20 protein-coding genes are annotated in these 19,203 nt (G+C 62.4%); 14 read left to right on the forward strand and 6 right to left on the reverse strand.

The features are described from left to right. The first annotated feature begins 23 nt into the window (after positions 1-23). From GBEM_RS13970 to GBEM_RS13995, 6 genes are all read left to right on the forward strand, one after another. A complete protein-coding gene (locus tag GBEM_RS13970; RefSeq protein WP_012531229.1) occupies positions 24-2,375 on the forward strand; it encodes an endonuclease MutS2 in 2,352 nt (783 codons plus the stop codon). Positions 2,376-2,421: 46 nt separating this feature from the next. Next, positions 2,422-3,342, forward strand: coding sequence for a dihydrofolate reductase (locus tag GBEM_RS13975; protein WP_012531230.1), 921 nt, complete (start codon positions 2,422-2,424; stop codon positions 3,340-3,342). A 63-nt stretch (positions 3,343-3,405) separates the two neighbouring features. After that, positions 3,406-4,044 carry a DNA repair protein RecO gene (gene recO / locus GBEM_RS13980; protein ID WP_041262778.1) on the forward strand — a complete coding sequence of 213 codons (639 nt, stop codon included), beginning with the start codon at positions 3,406-3,408 and terminating at the stop codon, positions 4,042-4,044. A 126-nt stretch (positions 4,045-4,170) separates the two neighbouring features. Beyond that, positions 4,171-5,520, forward strand: a complete 1,350-nt coding sequence (gene dnaB, locus GBEM_RS13985) for a replicative DNA helicase (RefSeq protein ID WP_012531232.1) — start codon at positions 4,171-4,173, stop codon at positions 5,518-5,520. Between the two features lie 215 nt (positions 5,521-5,735). Then, positions 5,736-7,019 (forward strand): enoyl ACP reductase FabMG family protein, encoded by a 1,284-nt coding sequence (locus GBEM_RS13990; RefSeq protein ID WP_012531233.1) that lies wholly within the window; start codon positions 5,736-5,738, stop codon positions 7,017-7,019. 119 nt (positions 7,020-7,138) lie between these two features. Further along, positions 7,139-7,852, forward strand: a complete 714-nt coding sequence (locus tag GBEM_RS13995) for a response regulator (protein WP_012531234.1) — start codon at positions 7,139-7,141, stop codon at positions 7,850-7,852. On the opposite strand, the gene GBEM_RS14000 is transcribed toward GBEM_RS13995, so the two are convergent. The 6 genes from GBEM_RS14000 to ybaK all read right to left on the reverse strand — a co-directional run bounded on the left by GBEM_RS14000 (position 7,836) and on the right by ybaK (position 13,614). Continuing rightward, positions 7,836-8,399 (reverse strand): hydrolase, encoded by a 564-nt coding sequence (locus tag GBEM_RS14000; RefSeq protein WP_012531235.1) that lies wholly within the window; start codon positions 8,397-8,399, stop codon positions 7,836-7,838. The two genes, GBEM_RS13995 and GBEM_RS14000, sit on opposite strands and share 17 nt — an antisense overlap. 32 nt (positions 8,400-8,431) lie before the next feature. Beyond that, on the reverse strand, positions 8,432-9,868 hold the full coding sequence (locus tag GBEM_RS14005) for a sigma-54-dependent transcriptional regulator (protein ID WP_012531236.1): 1,437 nt from the start codon (positions 9,866-9,868) through the stop codon (positions 8,432-8,434). 259 nt (positions 9,869-10,127) lie between these two features. Then, complete coding sequence (locus tag GBEM_RS14010) at positions 10,128-11,213, reverse strand: two-component system sensor histidine kinase NtrB (RefSeq protein WP_012531237.1); 1,086 nt, start codon at positions 11,211-11,213, stop codon at positions 10,128-10,130. Then, positions 11,206-12,171: a tRNA dihydrouridine synthase DusB gene (dusB, locus tag GBEM_RS14015; RefSeq protein WP_012531238.1), complete on the reverse strand. Its 966-nt coding sequence runs from the start codon at positions 12,169-12,171 to the stop codon at positions 11,206-11,208. The genes GBEM_RS14010 and dusB overlap by 8 nt, the downstream gene beginning before the upstream one ends. Before the next feature lie 109 nt (positions 12,172-12,280). Next, positions 12,281-13,123: an SIR2 family NAD-dependent protein deacylase gene (locus GBEM_RS14020; protein WP_012531239.1), complete on the reverse strand. Its 843-nt coding sequence runs from the start codon at positions 13,121-13,123 to the stop codon at positions 12,281-12,283. Between the two features lie 8 nt (positions 13,124-13,131). After that, positions 13,132-13,614 (reverse strand): Cys-tRNA(Pro) deacylase, encoded by a 483-nt coding sequence (ybaK, locus tag GBEM_RS14025; RefSeq protein WP_012531240.1) that lies wholly within the window; start codon positions 13,612-13,614, stop codon positions 13,132-13,134. 127 nt (positions 13,615-13,741) lie between these two features. Here ybaK and GBEM_RS14030 point away from each other — a divergent pair, with 127 nt between their 5' ends. The 8 genes from GBEM_RS14030 to GBEM_RS14065 all read left to right on the forward strand — a co-directional run bounded on the left by GBEM_RS14030 (position 13,742) and on the right by GBEM_RS14065 (position 19,192). Further along, on the forward strand, positions 13,742-14,155 hold the full coding sequence (locus GBEM_RS14030; RefSeq protein WP_012531241.1) for a response regulator: 414 nt from the start codon (positions 13,742-13,744) through the stop codon (positions 14,153-14,155). Between the two features lies 1 nt (position 14,156). After that, entirely contained in the window at positions 14,157-14,666 is a 510-nt protein-coding gene (locus GBEM_RS14035; protein ID WP_012531242.1) for a YkgJ family cysteine cluster protein, read from the forward strand. A gap of 131 nt (positions 14,667-14,797) precedes the next feature. Beyond that, the gene (locus GBEM_RS14040; RefSeq protein ID WP_012531243.1) at positions 14,798-15,124 is read left to right on the forward strand and encodes a TIGR03905 family TSCPD domain-containing protein; all 327 of its coding nucleotides are present in this window, start codon (positions 14,798-14,800) and stop codon (positions 15,122-15,124) included. Between the two features lie 11 nt (positions 15,125-15,135). Then, positions 15,136-15,378: a hypothetical protein gene (locus GBEM_RS14045; protein ID WP_012531244.1), complete on the forward strand. Its 243-nt coding sequence runs from the start codon at positions 15,136-15,138 to the stop codon at positions 15,376-15,378. Between the two features lie 123 nt (positions 15,379-15,501). Beyond that, complete coding sequence (locus tag GBEM_RS14050) at positions 15,502-16,272, forward strand: enoyl-ACP reductase FabI (protein WP_012531245.1); 771 nt, start codon at positions 15,502-15,504, stop codon at positions 16,270-16,272. A gap of 44 nt (positions 16,273-16,316) precedes the next feature. After that, complete coding sequence (hflX, locus tag GBEM_RS14055) at positions 16,317-17,990, forward strand: GTPase HflX (protein ID WP_012531246.1); 1,674 nt, start codon at positions 16,317-16,319, stop codon at positions 17,988-17,990. Positions 17,991-18,114: 124 nt separating this feature from the next. Continuing rightward, positions 18,115-18,732, forward strand: coding sequence for a trimeric intracellular cation channel family protein (locus tag GBEM_RS14060; protein WP_012531247.1), 618 nt, complete (start codon positions 18,115-18,117; stop codon positions 18,730-18,732). 1 nt (position 18,733) lies between these two features. Next, a complete protein-coding gene (locus GBEM_RS14065; protein WP_012531248.1) occupies positions 18,734-19,192 on the forward strand; it encodes an NUDIX domain-containing protein in 459 nt (152 codons plus the stop codon). Positions 19,193-19,203 lie beyond the last annotated feature (11 nt).

The raw sequence follows: 19,203 nt of genomic DNA on the forward strand, positions 1-19,203 counted from the left end.
TACTACCCTCCGGAGTTAATTTAATGATCAGCACCGATACACTCAAGCGGCTGGAGTTCGACAAGATCCTCGACACGGTCGCTTCTTATGCACACTGCGACGCCTCTCACTTTGGGGCGCTGTCCATAACACCCCTTTCGGCACGTGACGAGATCGAACTCCGCCTGGGGCTCGTCGATGAGGTGCGCAAGCTCACCCGGTTCGGCATCAGCCTCAAGCTCTCGGAGTTCGAGGACATCACCCCCCAGGTCAGAGCGGTCCGCCCGACCGGCGCGGTGATCTCGCCGCTTGAGTTGCAGCGCTTCATCCCGACGCTGCGCGTAATGAGCGCCATCTCCGCACAGCTCGGTTTCCGCACCGACGTGCCGCTCCTCACCTCGCAAGCGGGCTCCATCACCGGATTCCCGGACCTCTTGAATCCACTGGAACACACGGTGAACGAGGAAGGTGAGATCCTCGACACCGCTTCCAGGCTCCTGGCCGACATCCGCGGCCGCAAGAAGGGGTTCACCGCCCGCATCAAGAAAAGGCTGGAGGAGATCGTCCGGGAGCGGCATACCGCCATCTTCCTGCAGGACGACTTCATCACCCAGAGGTCCGGGCGCTGGGTCATCCCGGTGCGCATGGACTCGAAGGGGATGGTCCCGGGCGTCGTGCACGACGTCTCCAACTCGGGCGAGACAGCCTTCATGGAGCCCTTGGAGATCATCGGGCTCGCCAACGAGCTGGAGAACCTGGTCGCCGACGAGAGGGCCGAGGAGATCAGGATCGTCAGGCAGATCTGCAACTGGATCAGGGAGGACGCGGAACAGATCCTGGAGCAGTTCGAGGCTCTGGTGCGCCTGGACATCCTCAACTGCATCGCCACCCTGAGCGACAAGCTCAGGAGCGAGACGCCGGTCATCTCGCCTACCCCCGCCATACTGCTCAAGTCGGCACGCCACCCTATCCTCACCCTGATGGGTAAGGAGGTGGTCCCCCTCGACCTGGAGCTCGCCGCCGACAACCGGGTCATGGTGGTCACCGGCCCCAACACCGGCGGCAAGACCATCGCCATCAAGAGCGCGGGTCTCCTCTGCGTCATGGCCCTTTGCGGCATGCCGGTCCCGGCGCTTCCCGGCACTGTGCTCCCCTTGGTGGAAAGCATCCTGGTCGACATCGGGGACGAACAGTCCATAGAGGAAAGCCTCTCCACCTTCTCCGCCCACATCTTCAAGATCTCCAGCATCATCGAGGAGGCAGGACAAGGCGCGCTGGTGCTTCTGGACGAACTGGGGACCGGCACCGAGCCGGGCCAGGGCGCGGCCATCGCCTGCGCGGTCCTCAAGGAGCTGCAGAACAAGGGGGCGCTGGTGGTCGCCACCACGCACCTCACCGAGATCATCGGCTTCGTGCAGCGCGAGGAGGGGATGGTGAACGCCGCCATGGCCTTCGACCGCGATAAGCTGGCGCCGCTCTACCGGCTCGTGGTCGGCGAACCGGGAGAATCGCACGCTCTCGAAATAGCCAGCCGCTACGGCCTGCCCGATCGCGTGGTGCGCTTCGCCCGGGGGATGCTCGGGACCATGGAGGCCGACTTCCATTCCCTTTTGCGCGACCTCAAGGGAAAGCGGGCTCAACTGGAGCGCGCCCTGGCGGATATGGCAGAAAGAGAGGAAAAGGTGGCCTTCGCCGAGCGGAACCTGGTGGACCGCAGGGATGAGGCGGCCCAGTTGGTAAAGGACGCCAAGGAAAAGGGGTTATTGGAAGCGCAGCAGATTATCTGGAAGGCAAAGCGCGAGGTGGCGACCCTTCTGGACGAGGCCAAGCGCGAGAAGACCAAGACGCGGGAGGCGAAGGAAAAGCTCGACCAGGCAGCGAACGAGTTGGAGCAGGCGCTGGAAGAGTTGCACCCCGAGGAGAACGTGGACCCGGAGAAGGTGTCGGTGGGGGACGTACTTTTCGTCAAGCCGCTCAACTGCGACGCCACCATCCTCGCCATCGATACGCGCTCCGGCAAGGCGCGGGTCCGTGCCGGGAGCATGGAAATGGAGGTGCAGGTCAATTCGTTGCTAAAGCCCAAGGGCAAAGAGCCGAAGAAGGTACAGAAGCGGCGCGAAAAGCAGCAGGCCCAAGAGCAGGAGCGCGCCGAGCCGGCCTCCACCATCAACCTTCTCGGGATGCGCGTGGAGGAGGCGGTCGGCGTTTTAGAACCGTTCCTGAACCACGCCGCGCTGGACCGGATCCCGGAAGTGCACATCGTGCACGGCAAGGGAACCGGCGCCCTGATGAAGGGGGTGCGGAGCTACTTGGCCGACCACCCGCTGGTTGCCTCCTTCCGCACCGGCGAGCGCTACGAAGGGGGCGATGGGGTGACGGTGGTGACCCTGCGCTGACGATGGACGGTAAGACCTTTATGCACTAACGACCTCGGAGGTCATGATGATCATCTCCACGATAGCGGCCTTGTCTGACAACAGGGTGATAGGCGCAGACGGAGGGCTCCCTTGGGATATCCCCTCGGACCTCACTCGCTTTCGGTCCATCACCATGGGGCATACCGTCATCATGGGGAGAAAGACCTACGAGTCGATAGGGCATCCGCTTTTGGGGCGCCGCAACATCGTGCTCACCAGGAAGGGGTCGCAGATAGAGGGGTGCGAGATCGCCCGCAACGTCCCGGCTGCAATCGCAGCAGCTGAAGGCGAGGAGGAGGTCTTCATCTGCGGCGGCGGCGAAGTCTTTCAGGAGGCGCTGCCGCTTTGCCAGCGGCTCTATCTCACCGTCGTCCACGGCAACTACCGGGGGGATGCCTTCTTGCCCGAACTTCCCGAGGGGTTCGTGGAGCTGCACCGGGAGGAATTCCCCGACACCACCCCGCCTTCGAGCTTCGTGGTGCTGGAGAAGGTGGAGCGGGTCGAGACGGGGGCGGACGCCGAACAGTTGCGCCGCAAGGGACGGGAGGCGCTGAACCGCCAGCTCTACTTCCTGGCCCGGCGCTGTTTCGAACAGGCGCAGGCACTGGAGGAAAACCCGGAAACCGCGTCAGATCTCGCCTACAGTCTGATCAAAAGCGGCGCTACAGGGCGCCAGGCACGGGACATGGCGGAAAGGGCGCTGCTGCAACAGCCGAAAAATCTCCGCATACTCCTCAATGCAGGGAGGGTACTCATCCTCTCCGGCGAGAAGAGCAAAGGTCTCGACACGCTGCGCAGGGGTGTGCAGGCGGGAGGCGGCCCGGAGTTTGTTGCCGAGCTCGCGCGCTGCGGCACCAGAAAGCTGCAGCCCATCAAAAGCCTGCCGAGGAGCCACCCGCTGAACCGGTACCTGGGCCTATTGCTGCACCGGATGAACCTCAAGTAGGGGCTCTCTCCCCCACCCTCCTCACCGCTTGACTTGATCCGGCGGCCGATGTACCTTCGACCGATGCGAAAAACCGAGGCAGAGGCCATAGTGCTCCGCTTCACCGACTTCGGTGAGGCCGACCGGATCGTCACCTTCTTCACCCTGGAACAGGGGAAGCTGCAAGGGGTGGCGCGCGGGGCCAAGCGCAGCAAGAAGCGCTTCGCCGGAGCCTTGGAGCAGTTCGCGCACCTGAAGCTCCAGCTGCAGCAGGGAAACAGCCTCGCCACCCTCTCCTCAGCCGACATCGTCAGCATCTTCCCCGGAATCCGCGGGGACCTCGTCAAGATCGGATGCGCCGCCTATGCCTGCGAACTGGTGGAGCGGCTCACCCCCGACGAGGAGCCCGCCCCCCGCCTGTTCCGCCTCTTGTACTGCTACCTGGAAAGGCTGAACGAGGCCCCCCCCTCCCCTTCGGACCGCCGCTTCTTCGCCGTCAATCTCCTCAAGATCCTGGGCTACCAGCCCGACCTGCAGGTGAGGGGAATCTCCGAACAGACCGCCCGCCTACTTGCGCTCGCCATGCAGACCGGGCGCTTCGGCGCCATATCCTTCCCCGAGCCGGAGCTTCGGGAAGCGGACCTCCTTTTGAACCCCGCCATCGACCTGCACCTGGACCGGGAACTCAGGTCCCTCGCCTTCCTCAAGGAGGTCGGCGGGTAGCCGAACCCCTCCAAATTTGTTGACCGGCGCGACGGATGAAGGTACTATCCGACGGCTGTACCGTAACTCCCGACTGCCGTCGGGGCTTGCGGTACAGGTTAGGGTTACTGTCACTTAGAGGTCTGCATGAACGCAACGGACATGAGAAAGCTGCCACCGCAGAGCATTGAGGCGGAGATGTCCATCCTGGGCGGGATCCTGGTGGATAACGAGGCGATCAACCGCGTCCTCGAAATCCTGGTGCCGGACGATATGTACCGGGAAAGCCACAGGAAGATCCTGCGCGCCATGATCGATTTGAACGAGCGCGGGGAGCCTTGCGACCTGATCACCATGACCACCATCCTCAAGAAAAAAGGTGAGCTGGAAGAGGTCGGCGGCGGGGCCTACCTGGCGACACTGGTCGACTTCGTCCCCATGGCCGCGAACATCTCCTACTACTGCAAGATCGTGAAGGAGAAGTGGCTCACCAGGAAGCTCATCTCGGCGGCAACCGACATCGTGAGCAAGGGGTTCGAGGACAAGATCGATACCGAGGAACTCCTCGACGCAGCCCAGAAGGTGATCTTCGAGATCTCGGAGAACAAGATCCGCCCCGCCTACTACCAGGTGAGCGACATCCTCAAGGACACCATCAAGAACATCGAGCTCCTCTACGAGAAAAAGGAGCTGGTGACCGGCGTCCCCACGGGCTACACGGACCTGGACAAGCTGACGGCCGGTTTTCACGCCGGCGACCTGGTCATCATCGCTGGACGCCCGGCAATGGGAAAGACCACCTTCGCCCTGAACGTGGCCCAGTACGCGGCCATCGACGCCGACAAAGCCTACCCCGCCGCCGTCTTTTCCCTGGAGATGCCCAAGGAGCAGCTGGTGGAGAGGCTCCTTTGCTCCGTGGCGAAGGTCGACCTGAGCCGACTGCGAAGCGGTCACCTGGTGGAGAACGACTGGCCCAAGCTGATCAAGGCCGGCGGCAAACTGCACGACGCGAAGATCTTCATCGACGACACCCCGTCGATCACCATCATGGAGCTCCGCTCCAAGGCGAGGCGCCTGAAGGCCGAGCACAACATCGGCCTCATCGTCATCGACTACCTGCAGCTCATGCGCGGCGGCGCCAACCCCGAAAGCCGCCAGCAGGAGATCTCGGAAATCTCCCGTTCGCTCAAGGGTCTGGCCAAGGAGTTGAGCATTCCGGTCATCGCCCTGTCGCAGCTCAACCGCGGATTGGAGCAGCGCTCCGACAAGCGCCCGATGATGAGCGACTTGAGGGAATCCGGAGCTATCGAGCAGGACGCCGACATCATCATGTTCGTCTACCGCGAAGAGGTGTACGAGAAGGACAAAGAGGACCTCAAGGGTAAGGCTGAGGTCATCATCGGCAAGCACAGGAGCGGCCCGACCGGAACGGTTCATCTGGCCTTCCGCGGCGAGTTCACCCGCTTCGAAAACCTGAGCGGCCGGGACGATTACTAAGACAACGCAGCCTCCCAAAAGTCCCCCCTCCACCGGCGCGCAGGCGCGTCAAGGGAGGGGGAGAACTGTGAAAGCCTTGATGTGGGCGACGGCAGATCGCGCAATAGTTTCATGGCCGCTCCCCCCGCCTTCCAGTGGAAGTGGGGTGGAAGCGCCATGCAAGTGCGGAGGGCGACTAAGCCTCCCGCGTATTTTCAACCAAGAAAGGAAACTAAATGAGCAGGTACAATGCAATGCGGGAAATTCCCGCTACTGCCGGATTCAAGGAAGGGGACGTATTTTTTCTCTGCGGCGAGCTCTTCGGCCGCGGCTATGCCAACGGCATCGTCGACGAGGCAAGGGCCAAGGGGATGACCATCATCGGGGCCACCGTAGGCCGCCGCGACAACGACGGGACCCTGCGCCCGCTCAACGCCGAGGAACTGGCAGCGGCAGAAGAGAACCTGGGCGGCAAGATCATCAACATCCCGCTGGAAGCCGGCTTCGACATGGAGCCGGGTAGCGACGGAATCGCACCGGTGGACAGGTTCAAAGGCGTTAAACCTGACGAGTGGGCCTCGGTGAAACTGGACCAGGCCGAAGTCGAATTTTCCAAAAAGCGCGGCACCGAGCGTTTCTGCAAGAACCTCGCGGCTGTGGTGGCAGAAGTTGAGAAGATGCTCCCGGCCAAGGGGCGCCTCCTCGTGGTGCACACCATGGCGGGCGGCATCCCCAGGGCGCGCGTCTTCATGCCGATTCTCAACAAGCTCTTCAAGGGGCAGGGAGACCGCTTCCTCTCCTCCGAAGCCTTCTGGAACTCCGACATGGGGCGCCTTTGCGACGCGAGCTTCAACGAAGTGACCGCCGACACCTTCCGCTACCTGATCGACGCCACCGCGGGCCTCAGGGAGAAGCTCGAAGTAACCTACGCGGCCTACGGCTACCACGGCACCGGCGTACTCATCGACGGCGTCGTCACCTGGCAGTCTTACACCCCCTACCTGCAGGGGTGGGCGAAGATCCGCCTGGAAGACATCGCCATCGAGGCATGGGAAAAAGGGATCAAGGCAACCGTCTACAACTGCCCGGAGATCCTCACCAACTCCAGCGCCCTCTTCCTCGGGGTCGAGAATTCCCTCTATCCGCTGATGGACGCGCTCAGGGCCGAAGGGGAGCAGAAGATCGTCAAGGAGTGCGCGGCGCTCTTGAAGGAAGGGGCCACCGTCGACACGCTGCTCGGCATCGCCAACACCTACCTCACCTCGGAACTCGTCACCAGCACCCGGGACTTCGACAGCTGGCCGCAGCACAACAAGCCGCAACAGCAGGAGTACATGCTGAACGTATCGGCGGAGCTGATCAGCCTGAACGCGGACCCCAAGGAGATCGTCTGCGCCGTCCTCTCCAAGGGCGTGTTCCAGGGGGTAGGAAAACTGATGTTCGACAGCTCCTGGGAGCCGAAGGCCCCGGTATTCTGGCTGAACCACGACGTGATCGCCAAGACGCTGGTAAAGATGTAGTGAATTGAGTCCCCCTCCCGTCAAGGGAGGGGGAGAGCTGGCCAAAGGGGAGTTTTGCGGAGGCTCGGCTGAAGATGTCGCAAATGAAGTTATGCAATGAAGTGACAGGGGGAGCGTAAGTGGCAAGCAAGGTTCTGCTCGTTGACGACGTAAGCATGTTTATCGAACTCGAGAGGGACTACCTGCAGCTCTCCGCTGTGACCGTCTTGACCGCGCGCGACGGCGAGGAGGCCTTCAGGATCTGCAGATTGCAGCGGCCGGACCTGGTTTTCATGGACCTGCACATGCCGATCATGAACGGAGCCGACTGCTGCCGAGAGATCAAGCGCGATAACCGGCTGTCGACCGCCGTGATACTGATTACCACCGAAGGGAAAGAGGAGGACCGGCAACTCTGCCTGCAGGCCGGGTGCGACGGCTTCCTCACCAAGCCCCTGGACCGCCACGCGTTTTTAGAGGCGGCCCGCAAGCTACTCCCCGCCATCGACCGGCGCGACCGCAGGGTGAACAGCCGCTTGAACGTAAAGTTCCGAGCCTTCGGCCTCACCCTTTCGGGGTTCGCCTCCAACCTGAGCCAAAACGGCATGTACGTGGCCGCCGACGTGGAGCTGGAGGAAGATGCGACCGTAGAGATCATCTTCGCTCTCCCCGACCCCTTCGGCGCCATCATCCAGACCAGGGCGCGCGTAGCCTGGCTGAACAGCTCCAAGACCAGAAAGAAGCCGGCGCTCCCCCCGGGGTTCGGCATTGAGTTTCTCTCCATCGCCGAAGGGGAAAGGGAGCAGATCGGCCGCTTCGTGGACAGCCTGGAGCAGACTAGCGCACGAGTTTAGAAAGCTTCTTAAACTCTTCGGTGCCGGCCACGCGCAGCAGTTGGAAGAGCACCGACTCGGTCGAGGTCATGACCACCCCTGCCGCCGTCATGGTCTTAATGGCGATCTCCCAGTTCTGCTTGCGACGGCTCATTGCCGCATCGCACACCAGATGCACCACGTAACCGCGAGACAGAAGCTCCAGCGCGGTCTGCAGCACGCAAACGTGGGTCTCCATGCCGACCAGGATCACCTGCCGCCTTCCGTTTTTCTCCAGCGCCTCCATGAAACCCTCGCCTCCGCAGCAACTGAAGGTCATCTTCTCCAGGCTCGCCGCCTGAAGTTTCTCCTTCAGGACTGGTAGCGTCTCGCCGAGCCCCTTCACGTACTGCTCGGTCGCGAGAGCCGGGATGCCGAGCTCCGCCGCCGCATCCAGAAGTATGGAGATGTTACCGGTCAGCTTGGCCAGCACCTTCTCGTCCATCGCCCGGCAAAGCTTCTCCTGCACGTCGACCACCACGAGCTGGGCGTTCTCTCTCTCCAGAAAAAATCTCTCCAACAGGGACATGGGTAACTCCTTTGTCATGGGGTGGGGGTAGCCTATTCCTTGCGCAGCTCGATGCCGAGCTCGGTGATCTTCTTTCTCAGGGTGTTGCGGTTGATGCCGAGGATGTCGGCGGCGCGGACCTGGTTGCCGCGGGTCTTCTCCAGGACGAAGCGGATCAGCGGCCGCTCCACCTGTTCCAGCACCATGGCGTGCACGTCGCCGCTCTCCATCTTCTCCATGTTGCTGAAGCAGCCGCGCAGCTTCAGGTCGACGATCCCCTCCAGGGAAAGCTCCTCCCCTTTGCCCTCGCTCTGGCGGTTGCGCAGCCCCGGGAAATCGGAGGCGACCAGGAGTGGGTCCGGCGAGAGGATGACGCCCCTCTTGATGGTGTTTTCCAGCTCGCGGATGTTGCCGGGCCAGCTGTAGTTGGTCAGGAGCTTGATGGCGTCGGCGGAGCAGCGCTTTTGCGGCACTTCGAGCTCGGCGCAGATCTTGGTGAGGAAGTACTGCACCAGAAGCGGCACGTCCTCCTTCCTGTCCCTGAGCGGCACCAGATGGATCGGTATCACGTTCAACCGGTAGTAGAGGTCCTCGCGGAACTGCTTGTTGTGCACGCTCTCTTCGAGGTCCTGGTTGGTCGCAGCGACCACCCTGACGTCGACCGGGATGCTCTGGTTTCCGCCGGTCCTGGTGATCTCGCGCTCCTGCAGCACCCTCAGGATCTTGGCCTGCAAGTCGAGCGGCATGTCTCCGATCTCGTCCAGGAAGATGGTGCCGCCGTTGGCCTGCTCGAACTTGCCGAGTTTCCTCTCGGTGGCGCCGGTGAAGGCCCCTTTCTCGAAACCGAAGAGCTCGCTCTCCAGAAGCTCCTTGGGGATGGCGGCGCAGTTGAGCGGTATGAAGGGCTTGCCCAGACGCTTTGAGTTGTAGTGGATGGCGCGGGCGATGAGCTCCTTTCCCGTCCCCGATTCGCCCTGCACCAGCACCGTCACGTCGCTGGGAGCCACCTTGCCGATGGTCTTGTAGACCTCCCTCATGGCCGGGGAGTTGCCGATGATGGTCTTCTCCAGCTGGTAGCGGTCCTTGAGCTCTTCCTTGAGGAGCGAGACCTGGCTGGTCATCTCGCGCGCCCGGCTCACCTTCTCGACCACCGCGTCGATCACCCCGAGGTCGAAGGGCTTGGTGAGGTAATCGTAGGCGCCGCGCTTCATCGCCTCGACCGCGTTTTTCATGCTCGCCTCGGCAGTCATGATCACGACGAAGAGGTCGCTGCGCTCCTCCTTCACCCGGTCTAGCAGTTCGAGCCCCGTCATCCCCGGCATCTTGATGTCCAAAAGCGCCAGGTCGTAGACGTTCTCCTTAATCAGCCTGAGAGCCTCGTTGCCGTCGCGGGCGAGCTCCACGTTGAAGCCTTTTTTCCTGAGCGCCTTGGAAAGGACCCAGCGCATGCTCTCTTCGTCGTCGGCAACCAATATGTTGTTGATGGACATAAAATCTCCTAAAAAGCGGTTCAACGTTCAATGTTCAACGTTCGCTACGGGCATCGCCATTGGGCATCTGCATTGTGACTTGACCGTCCGTTTCGCGTCAAAGTGAGCACTGACGACGGCACCAAGTGCTAAGCGAGTCGAACGTTGAACCTGGAACGTTGAACGGTCTTTATCGCTGCAGGTCAAAGTCAGGGTAATTGCGCCGTCAACGGGCAAGGCCACTCGAACGTTGAACCTGGAACGTTGAACGGTTTCTTGTTTATTGCACCAGCGGCAGCATCACGGTGAAGACGGTGCCGCGCTTGGCGTCGGAATCGACCTTGATCATGCCCCGATGCTCTGAGACGATCTTCTGGCAGATGGCCAGGCCCAACCCGGTACCCTGTGACTTGGTGGTGAAAAACGGGGTGAACATGTTCTCCAGCACCTCGGCCTCGATACCCGGGCCGTTGTCGGCGATGTCGATGGCCACCATGCGCGCCCGCCGCTCCCCCTTCTGGGTCATGGCATAGTCCGACAGCACCCGGCTGGTGACCTTTACCACACCGCCGGCCTCCACCGCCTCCAGCGCGTTCTTGATCAGGTTCAGGAAGAGCTGGGTTAAAAGCGCTTCGTCCCCCAGGATGGGAGGGATGCTCGGGTCGAAGTACTGCTGGAGGTAGACCTCTTTCCCTTCGCTAGCGTTTTTCTGCAATAAGACGATATCGGAAAGGACCCGGTGCAGGTTCACCTTGGAGAGCTTCAGGCGCCCAGGCGAAGCGAGCGCCAGGAGTTCCTCCACGATGACGTTGACCCGCTGTACTTCCTTCAGCATCACCCTGATGTACTCGCGCAGGTCCTCGTTGTCGGGAAATTCCAGTTCCAGTAGCTGCGCCGCCCCCTTGATCCCGCCGAGAGGGTTCTTGATCTCGTGCGCGAGCCCCGCTGCTAGCCCCCCCAGGGCCGAAAGGCGGTCCGCCTGGCGCACGGCCGACTCCAACTCGCGAACGTTGGTCAGGTCCCGCAAAAGTAAAATGGTGCCGATGCGCTCCCCGCCTGCGCTCAAAAGCGGCGAAGTGCTGGCGCCGACTGGGATCAGCTTCCCCGCCCGCTTGACCACGATGTTCTCATGGTCGGAGACCGACATCCCGGTCTCCACGGTCTTGGCGACCATCTCGTTCAGAGGACCTTCCCCTTTGAAGATCTCGCTGAAGAGAACGCCCATGGCCTGGCGGCGCGAAACGCCGGCCAGCTCCTCGGCGGCGGGATTGACCAGCGTCACGGCCCCGGCGTTGTCGAGGACGATCACGCCGTCACCCACGCTGTCGATCACGTTGGCGTAGTAACTCTCCAGTTTCTCAGGCATCGAAGAACTCCTCCATCGCCCGGATCAGCTCCGGAGCGCTTTCGATCCGGTTCACCGCCGCGCGAAACTGCGCCGCCCCAGGCAGCCCCTTGGAATACCAGGAGAGGTGCTTGCGCATCTCCATGAGCGCCACCCGCCCCCCCGCGAACTCGGCGAAAAGCTCCAGGTGCCTGCGGGAGACCGCCAGCCGCTCTTGCACCGTCGGGGGAGCCGGCTCCTCACCGGCCAAAAGGGAAAGCGCCTCGCGGAAGATCCAGGGGTTCCCCATGGCGCCGCGGGCAACCATGACGGAGTCGCACCCGGTTTCGGCCAGCATCCCCACCGCGTCGGCCGCGCTGAAGAGATCGCCGCTGCCGATCACCGGGATGCTGAGCGCGCTCTTCAGCTCGCCGATCCGGGACCAGTCGGCCTTCCCCTCGAACATCTGGGCGCGGCTTCTGGGATGCAGCGTTACCGCGTCGCACCCCTCCTCCTGGGCGATTCTCCCCACTTCCAGGAAGGTGTCGTCGCCGCAGACCCAGCCGGTGCGTATCTTGATGGTGAGCGGAAGCTTCGTTGCGGCCCTCACGCTCCTGACGATGCGCCCCACCTTTTGCGGGTCCTTCATCAGCGCGCTCCCGGCGCCGGTTCCCACCACCTTGCGCACCGGACATCCCATGTTGATGTCGATCAGCTCGCCGTACTCTTCCACCAGGCGGGCCGCCTCGGCCAGCATCTCCGGATCGTCGCCGAAAAGCTGCATCCCGATGGGGCGGTCCTCCGGGCTACTCTTTAAAAGATCGAAACTTTTTTGCCCTTCCCGGGTCAGGCCGTTCACGCTTACCATCTCGGTGAAGGCGAACGAGGCCCCTCCCTCGCGGGAGATGATCCGCATCGGCAGATTGGTAATCCCCGCCATCGGGGCCAGAAATAGTTGATTCTTCAACACAAGTGGGCCGAGGGCCACCGTTTTTTGCATAAAGCGATCGTTCCTTATCTGCCTAAAAAATGAGCAATACTAGCAGTAAGGAATTGGTATGGCAAGGTTTTTTTATCGGCGGGGTTCAACGAAGGAAGGGACCCTCATTTCAGGGCCTTGAGCGAAGGCGGAGCATCTCCTCTATTCCGTTAAGCCCCTCCAGGGCTCCGCAGGGAAGGGAGAGGTGAGGTTTGGAAATCTGCGGCTCGCGCGGGTTGATCCTGATGACGCGCCCATGGGCCAGGGCGCCGATCCGCTCGCTGGCGGCGCGCACGGTGGGGATGGCGGTCCCGGCTCCCATCTCGACCACCACGATCCTCCCCGCCCCCTGCCGGGAGAGGAACTGCCGGAAGCGCTCCTGCTGGCGCATGGTGCGGTCGTCGATCCAGCAGTAATCGCCAAACATGAGGATGTTGGGGCGTGCGGATGAACCGCAACGGGGGCAAAGCGGGACATGGTCGGCCCGCATTGTCTCGGTGTCGATCCGGAACTCTTCCCTGTTCTCCCAGATGGCGCTGCTGCAGGGCCTGGTGCACTGGAGGTGATGGATGGAGCCGTGGAATTCCAGCACGGCGTCTGCGGCGAAGCCGGCCTTTTGGAACTGGCCGTCGACGTTGGAGGTGGCGACGAAGCAGTCGAGCCGGCAGCGCTTGGCCCAATCGAGCAGCAGTTGGAAGCCCGGGTGCGGGACAGTTTCCCGGTACAGGTTGGTGCGGTGGCCGTAGAACCCCCAGCCGAAGCGGGGATCGCGCTCGAAATGCTCCGGGTTCGCCGCATCGACGAAGCTGATGCCGAGCCTCTGGTACAAGGGATACGCGGTCCAGAACCCCTGGTCGCCGCGGAAATCCGGCAGCCCCGAATCCACCCCCATGCCAGCTCCGGCGGTCACGACCAGCGCCTTGGCCTGCGCCACCAGTTCCGCCGCCTGTTCGAAACTCCTGGAGAGATCCATCGCTCCTCCTAGATACCGACTTTCACCAGTACCGGCTGCAGCACCCGCACCAGCTCGGAGGGGGGCATGGAAACCAGGAAACCGCGGCTGCCGCCGTTAATGTAGATGAGCGGCAGTTCCAGGATGCTCTCTTCCAGGTAGACCGGCATCTGTTTCCTGGTGCCGAAGGGTGAGGTCCCCCCCACCATGTAGCCGGAGTGGCGGTTTGCCGTATCCGGGGTGCAGGGGGCGACGGACTTGACGCCGATTACGCGCGCCAGTTCCTTGGTGGAGACCTGGAGGTCTCCGTGCATGAGGACCACGAGGGGGCTTTTCGCCTCGTCCTCCATGATCAGGGTCTTGATGACGCAGCTCTCGTCTACGCCGAGCTCCCGCGCCGAGACTGCGGTCCCCCCCTTTTCCTCGTACTGGTAGGGATGTTCGCCGTAGGATACCCCTGCCTGCCGCAGCACGCGTACCGCAGCTGTCACGGGGGACTTAAACTTGGCCATTTCCAGCTCTCCTTAAGATGAATCGAGTCTCACATGAAAAAGTGACTTGCCAGCTGCAAACATACCGGCTATAGATTAATATCACGCCACGCGCAGCTTAACAACCGTGTAACTAGGGAAGCTTCCAATGCAAAACGACAACGATCGGGTAGTTGCGAAGGTACTTGTCATGGACGACGACGAAATGGTCCGTTTCGTCGCGGGCGAGACCTTGAAGAGGTACGGCTTTGAGGTCGAGTTCGCTATTGACGGTTCCGAGGCTGTCGAACTGTACCGGGAGCGGCACCAGGCGGGGCTGACCTTCGCCGCGGTGATACTGGATCTGAACATCCCCGGGGGGATGGGGGGGCAGGAGGCGATGAAGCGCCTGCTGGAAATCGACCCGGGCGCCAAGGGGTACGTCTCTAGCGGCCGCACCGACGATCCGGTCATGGTAAATTTCAAGACCTTCGGCTTTGCCGGCACCATCGAAAAACCCTACTTTTACCTCAACAAGCAGCTGATGGAAGATTTCAGCAAAAGCCTGCGCGAGAACGGTTAGCATGGCGGGACTGGAAAATTATCACGCACTTGTGGAGCGTATCGACGATCTCTGCGCCCGGACCGTAGACCAATTCCCCGAAAATATCGCCTGCCGCGCCGGATGCGACGCCTGCTGCCGGCACCTCTCCATCTTCGCCGTAGAGGCAGCCGCCGTGAGGGAGGCGCTGAAAAGCCGCTCCGCGGACGAAGCCGACCTCATCCGCGGCCTCGCCGCAAGCGCAGAGCCGGTGCGCTGCCCTTTGCTCCACGACGGGCTCTGCCTGCTCTACGAGGCGCGCCCGGTCATCTGCCGCACCCACGGACTGCCGCTGATGCTTGAGTGCGACGGCGAAAAAAGCATCGACTTTTGTCCCGAGAACTTCAAGGGGCTTCCGAGCATCCCCGGCAGCGCCGTCATCGACCTCGAGCGCCTCAACACCATGCTGACCGCCATCAACGCACTCTACCTGCAGGAGTTTCCGGGTCCGGAGCGGCTCACCATGGCCCAGGCACTCGCCCTCGCCGATTGACTTTTTTCCCGCTTCGCGATATACCGCCCACTTCAGCAGCGCCCCCTCACCCCGACCCTCTCCCAAAGGGAGAGGGAGGATGGACGGCTGCCGAAAGAGTCCCCCCTCCACTGGCGGGAGGGGGTTAGGGGGTGGGGGTAGGTGCCACTACCAATACGGCGCGCCAGCGCATTCACAATCAAAAGGAGATCGACCCGCAGATGAAAATCAGCTACAAGACTTCCGGGAGCTGCGCCTCCCGCATCGAGATCGAGATCGACAACGGCCTTATCGTAGACACGACGTTCGTCGACGGCTGCGCCGGCAACACCAAGGCGGTAGCCGCACTGGTGCGCGGCATGGAGGTAAGCGAGGCGGTCAGGAGGCTCAAAGGTATCGCCTGCCAGGGTGACACCTCCTGTCCGGACCAGTTGGCCCAAGCGCTGGAAAAGGCGCAGTCCGACGCCCTCGCATCTTAGAAAGGGGAGTTATGGAAATCTTCGGCGGCTTCATGATGATGATGTCCATTCTGGGATTTTTCCTGGTGGTGATCTGGTTCCTGGTCCCCTTCCTGATCCTCAGCATCAAGGGGAAGGTGGACCGTACCCTGGTCGTTCTGGAGGAGATGGAGAAGAGGATCGCTGTCATCGAGCGCACCCTGGAAATTCCCCGCAGCGCCGCGCCGGCAGACCCGCAAAACCACCCGCAGCAACCAGTCGCCCCCGAAACTTAAGGGGGCGCAATACCCGCCATAGTCCTTGCCAACTCATTTTTTATTCATTATTATGTGCCGCTGTGTGTCGTCTCACCGAGTAACGCATCCTAATGCGACGACACAGGCAGGGAGATAAGACGCATGGGTTTACTTGAAGGTAAAAAGGCACTGATTTTCGGTGTCGCCAACGACAAAAGCATCGCCTGGGCCGTAGCCGAGGCATTCAGGCGCGAGGGGGCCGAGATCGCCCTGGCCTACGCCGGAGAAAGCGTGGCCAAAAGGGTAATCCCCTTGGGCGAGAGCATCGGGGCGAGCATGATCCTTCCCTGCGACGTGAGAAGCGACGAGGACATCGCCCGGCTCTTCTCCGACGTCGCGAAACAGTGGGGTGGGCTGGACCTCCTGGTGCACTCGGTAGCGTTCGCCAACAAGGACGAACTCAAGGGGTCGTTTTTGAACACCACGCGTGAAGGGTTCGCCACAGCACTCGACATCAGCGCCTATTCCCTCATCGCGCTGGCCAAGGAGGCCGCGCCGCTCATGCAGGGGCGCGAGGGAAGCATCATCGCCATGACCTATTACGGCGCGCAGAAGGTTTTCCCCAACTACAACGTGATGGGGGTTGCCAAGGCCGCGCTTGAGGCAAGCGTGCGTTACCTCGCCGAGGCCATGGGCCCCGAAGGGACCCGCGTCAACGCCATCTCCGCAGGCCCCCTGCGCACCCTCGCCTCGGCGGGCATCGGCGGCTTCGGCCAGATTGCAGGCCACGTCGCCGGCAAGGCGCCGCTTAGGCGCAACATCACCCAGGAGGACGTCGCCAACTCGGCGCTCTACCTCGCCAGCCCGCTCGCCGGCGGGGTGAGCGGGGAGATCCACTTCGTCGACAGCGGCTACAACATCATCGGCCTGTAAACGGGAGGCGCGCCATCAAAGGACTGCACGGTAATCTGACAGGGTTGAAGTCGAGCCAGGTAAAGCGGCTCGAAAGGCTGTACCGCCGCCGTGTGAAACCGGGCGAGGTGATCTCGCTGGAACTGGCCCGGGAAATGGCCGACATCTCCCTGGAGATCAGGCGCCAGCTCGGCATCCTGGTAAGCCGCATCGGCGAGATCGCTTACGTGGTCGTAGGCGACGAGCGCGCCCTGATGATCCCGGCCCTGGAGGATTACCCCCTGGGACGCAGGCTTTTGCGCGGCATCCGCCTGGTGCACACCCACCTGAAGGGGGAGCCGCTCTCCGACGACGACTTGACCGACCTCTCGCTTTTGCGCCTCGACATGGTCGCGGCCCTGCAACTCACCCAGAACCCTGACCGCTTCTCGATCCAGACCGCAGAGCTCGTCCCACCGGAGGGGCACAACCTCCCCTACCAGGTGGAGCCCTCCGTCCCCTTCGCCAAGTTCGACCTCGACTTCCGCTCCTTCGTCGAGACCCTGGAGCAGACCCTTGAGCGCGGCCTCAAGGAGGGGACCCTGGTCGCAACCGGCCAGGAGCGCGGCATCCTCATCTCGGTGACCCAGCGCCCGATGGAAGAGGCGGTCGACTCCATGGAAGAACTGAAGGAGCTGGCGAGAACCGCCGGGGTCGGCGTACTGGACACCGTGATCCAGCGCCCGAAGGAGTTCAACCCCCGCTACCTTTTGGGGGAAGGGAAGATCCGCGAGGTGCTCATCAAGGCGCTGCAGTTCGGTGCTACCATGTTGGTTTTCGACCAGGAGCTCTCCCCCGCCCAGGTCCGCTCCATCTCGGAGCTGACCGAACTGAAGGTCATCGACCGCAGCCAGCTGATCCTGGACATCTTCGCCCGGCGCGCCACCTCGCAGGACGGCAAGGTGCAGGTGGAGCTCGCCCAGTTGAAGTACCTCCTCCCCAGGCTGATCGGCCGCGGGGTGCAGATGTCGCGGCTCATGGGGGGGATCGGCGGGCGCGGGCCCGGCGAGACCAAGCTCGAAGTCGACCGCAGGCGCATCAGGGACCGCATCGCCCACCTGGAACGGGAGCTGAAGGAGCTTTCCAACGGCCGCTATCAGCGCCGCCAGAAAAGGGTGAAGGCGGGAATCCCCATCATCTCCATCGTCGGCTACACCAACGCCGGTAAATCGACGCTCTTGAACACACTCACCCGCAGCGAAGTTTTCACCGAGGACCTCCTCTTTGCCACTCTCGACACCTCGTCGCGCCGGCTGCGCTTTCCCATGGACCGAGAGGTGATCATAACCGACACCGTGGGCTTCATCCGCAGCCTCCCCAAGTCGCTTCTGGGTGCGTTCAAGGCGACGCTGGAGGAGCTGAAAGACGCCGATCTCTTGATCCACCTGGTCGACTGCAGCAACCCCCGCTTCGAGGAGCAGATCATCCAGGTGGATGCCATCCTGGGCGAACTGGAGCTCTCGCAAAAACCCAAGCTTCTGGTCTTCAACAAGGCGGACCTCCTTCCCGAACTGAAGAAGGGGGACCCGCTCGCGTTCATGAAAGTACGCCAGCTAACCCGCAGGTACGGGGCCGTCACCATCAGCGCCGCCGACCGCAAAACCCTGGAGCCGCTCCTGAAGGAGCTGCAGCACCGTTTCTGGCACGACGTCGAGGATTACCGCGCGCCCGGACAAAACCACGACGAGTTCGAGGAGTAGCCAGCTTAGAAAAAGGCGCCGCATCCCTTCCTGCTTCCTGGCGCGATCCCCCTGCTCTTGCAGCAGGAGGCCTTCAACGGCATCCCTCCCGAGACCGATCCCCAAGGACAGGAACCTTAACGAAATGAACAACCAAGCCATCATCTACGCGTTCGACCTGCTCGGCACGGTCGCCTTTGCCGCCTCGGGAGCGCTGGCGGGAGTCCGCCGCGGCATGGACCTCCTGGGCGTCATCGTCCTGGGGATCGTGACCGCGACCGGCGGCGGCGTCATGCGCGACGTCCTCCTGAACGACACCCCTCCCTTTTGCTTTAAGAATGAGCTGTACCTCTACCTCGCCGTGGCGGCATCCGTGGTGGTCTTTCTCACCCCCAGGAGCTTCGAGAGGATGAACCGGGCCATGCTGCTCCTGGACGCCTTGGGCCTTGGGACCTTCCTGGTCATCGGCACCTCCAAGGCGCTCCAGTTCAACCTGGGGCTCATGGGGGCGATCATCATGGGGGTGATGACCGCCACCTGCGGCGGATTGGTGCGCGACCTTTTGAGCAACCAGATCCCGCTCATCCTGCAGCGCGAGATCTACGCCTCGGCATGCGTCGTCGGCGGCGCCCTCTTCTACTTCCTCCATTTCACCGAGGTCCCCAACGCGGTGAACCTCACCGTCTCCGCCGCCACCGTGATAGCCATAAGGTGCGCCGCCCTGGTCAAAGGATGGCAGCTGCCGCGCGGCCAGGCCCATTGACATGAAGAAAAGCGCCGGGCTCGTCATGTACCGCTTCAAAGATGAGCAACTGGAACTTTTCCTGGTGCACCCCGGGGGGCCTTTCTGGGCCGGGAAAGACGAGGGAGCCTGGTCCATCCCCAAGGGGGAGTACCTCCCCGGCGAGGACCCTTTCGAAGTGGCCCGGCGCGAGTTTCTGGAGGAGACCGGGCTTGTTGCTGAGGGGGAGTTCCTGGAACTTTCCGAGATCCGGCAGCCCGGCGGCAAAAAAGTGAAGGCCTGGGCCTTTGCCGGGGACTGCGACCCCTCCGCCATCACCAGCAACACCTTCTCCCTGGAATGGCCGCCTCGCTCCGGGCGATTTGCCGAGTTCCCCGAGGTGGACCGGGCAGGCTGGTTCGAGTCCGGGGCCGCCAGGGTGAAGATACTCAAAGGACAGCTGCCGCTAATAGAGGAACTCTGCCTGCTCATCAATTCTTAGGACCAGACCCG

Source organism: Citrifermentans bemidjiense Bem (assembly GCF_000020725.1).
GTDB classification, from domain to species: Bacteria; Desulfobacterota; Desulfuromonadia; order Geobacterales; family Geobacteraceae; genus Geomonas; species Geomonas bemidjiensis.

Bases quoted from the DNA above. Each gene is read 5' to 3' on its own strand.
- GBEM_RS13970 (WP_012531229.1), top strand. From the start codon at position 24: ATGATCAGCACCGATACACTCAAGCGGCTGGAGTTCGACAAGATCCTC.
- GBEM_RS13975 (WP_012531230.1), top strand. From the start codon at position 2,422: ATGATCATCTCCACGATAGCGGCCTTGTCTGACAACAGGGTGATAGGC.
- recO (WP_041262778.1), top strand. From the start codon at position 3,406: ATGCGAAAAACCGAGGCAGAGGCCATAGTGCTCCGCTTCACCGACTTC.
- dnaB (WP_012531232.1), top strand. From the start codon at position 4,171: ATGAACGCAACGGACATGAGAAAGCTGCCACCGCAGAGCATTGAGGCG.
- GBEM_RS13990 (WP_012531233.1), top strand. From the start codon at position 5,736: ATGAGCAGGTACAATGCAATGCGGGAAATTCCCGCTACTGCCGGATTC.
- GBEM_RS14000 (WP_012531235.1), bottom strand. From the start codon at position 8,399: ATGTCCCTGTTGGAGAGATTTTTTCTGGAGAGAGAGAACGCCCAGCTC.
- GBEM_RS14005 (WP_012531236.1), bottom strand. From the start codon at position 9,868: ATGTCCATCAACAACATATTGGTTGCCGACGACGAAGAGAGCATGCGC.
- GBEM_RS14010 (WP_012531237.1), bottom strand. From the start codon at position 11,213: ATGCCTGAGAAACTGGAGAGTTACTACGCCAACGTGATCGACAGCGTG.
- dusB (WP_012531238.1), bottom strand. From the start codon at position 12,171: ATGCAAAAAACGGTGGCCCTCGGCCCACTTGTGTTGAAGAATCAACTA.
- GBEM_RS14020 (WP_012531239.1), bottom strand. From the start codon at position 13,123: ATGGATCTCTCCAGGAGTTTCGAACAGGCGGCGGAACTGGTGGCGCAG.
- ybaK (WP_012531240.1), bottom strand. From the start codon at position 13,614: ATGGCCAAGTTTAAGTCCCCCGTGACAGCTGCGGTACGCGTGCTGCGG.
- GBEM_RS14030 (WP_012531241.1), top strand. From the start codon at position 13,742: ATGCAAAACGACAACGATCGGGTAGTTGCGAAGGTACTTGTCATGGAC.
- GBEM_RS14035 (WP_012531242.1), top strand. From the start codon at position 14,157: ATGGCGGGACTGGAAAATTATCACGCACTTGTGGAGCGTATCGACGAT.
- GBEM_RS14045 (WP_012531244.1), top strand. From the start codon at position 15,136: ATGGAAATCTTCGGCGGCTTCATGATGATGATGTCCATTCTGGGATTT.
- GBEM_RS14050 (WP_012531245.1), top strand. From the start codon at position 15,502: ATGGGTTTACTTGAAGGTAAAAAGGCACTGATTTTCGGTGTCGCCAAC.
- GBEM_RS14060 (WP_012531247.1), top strand. From the start codon at position 18,115: ATGAACAACCAAGCCATCATCTACGCGTTCGACCTGCTCGGCACGGTC.
- GBEM_RS14065 (WP_012531248.1), top strand. From the start codon at position 18,734: ATGAAGAAAAGCGCCGGGCTCGTCATGTACCGCTTCAAAGATGAGCAA.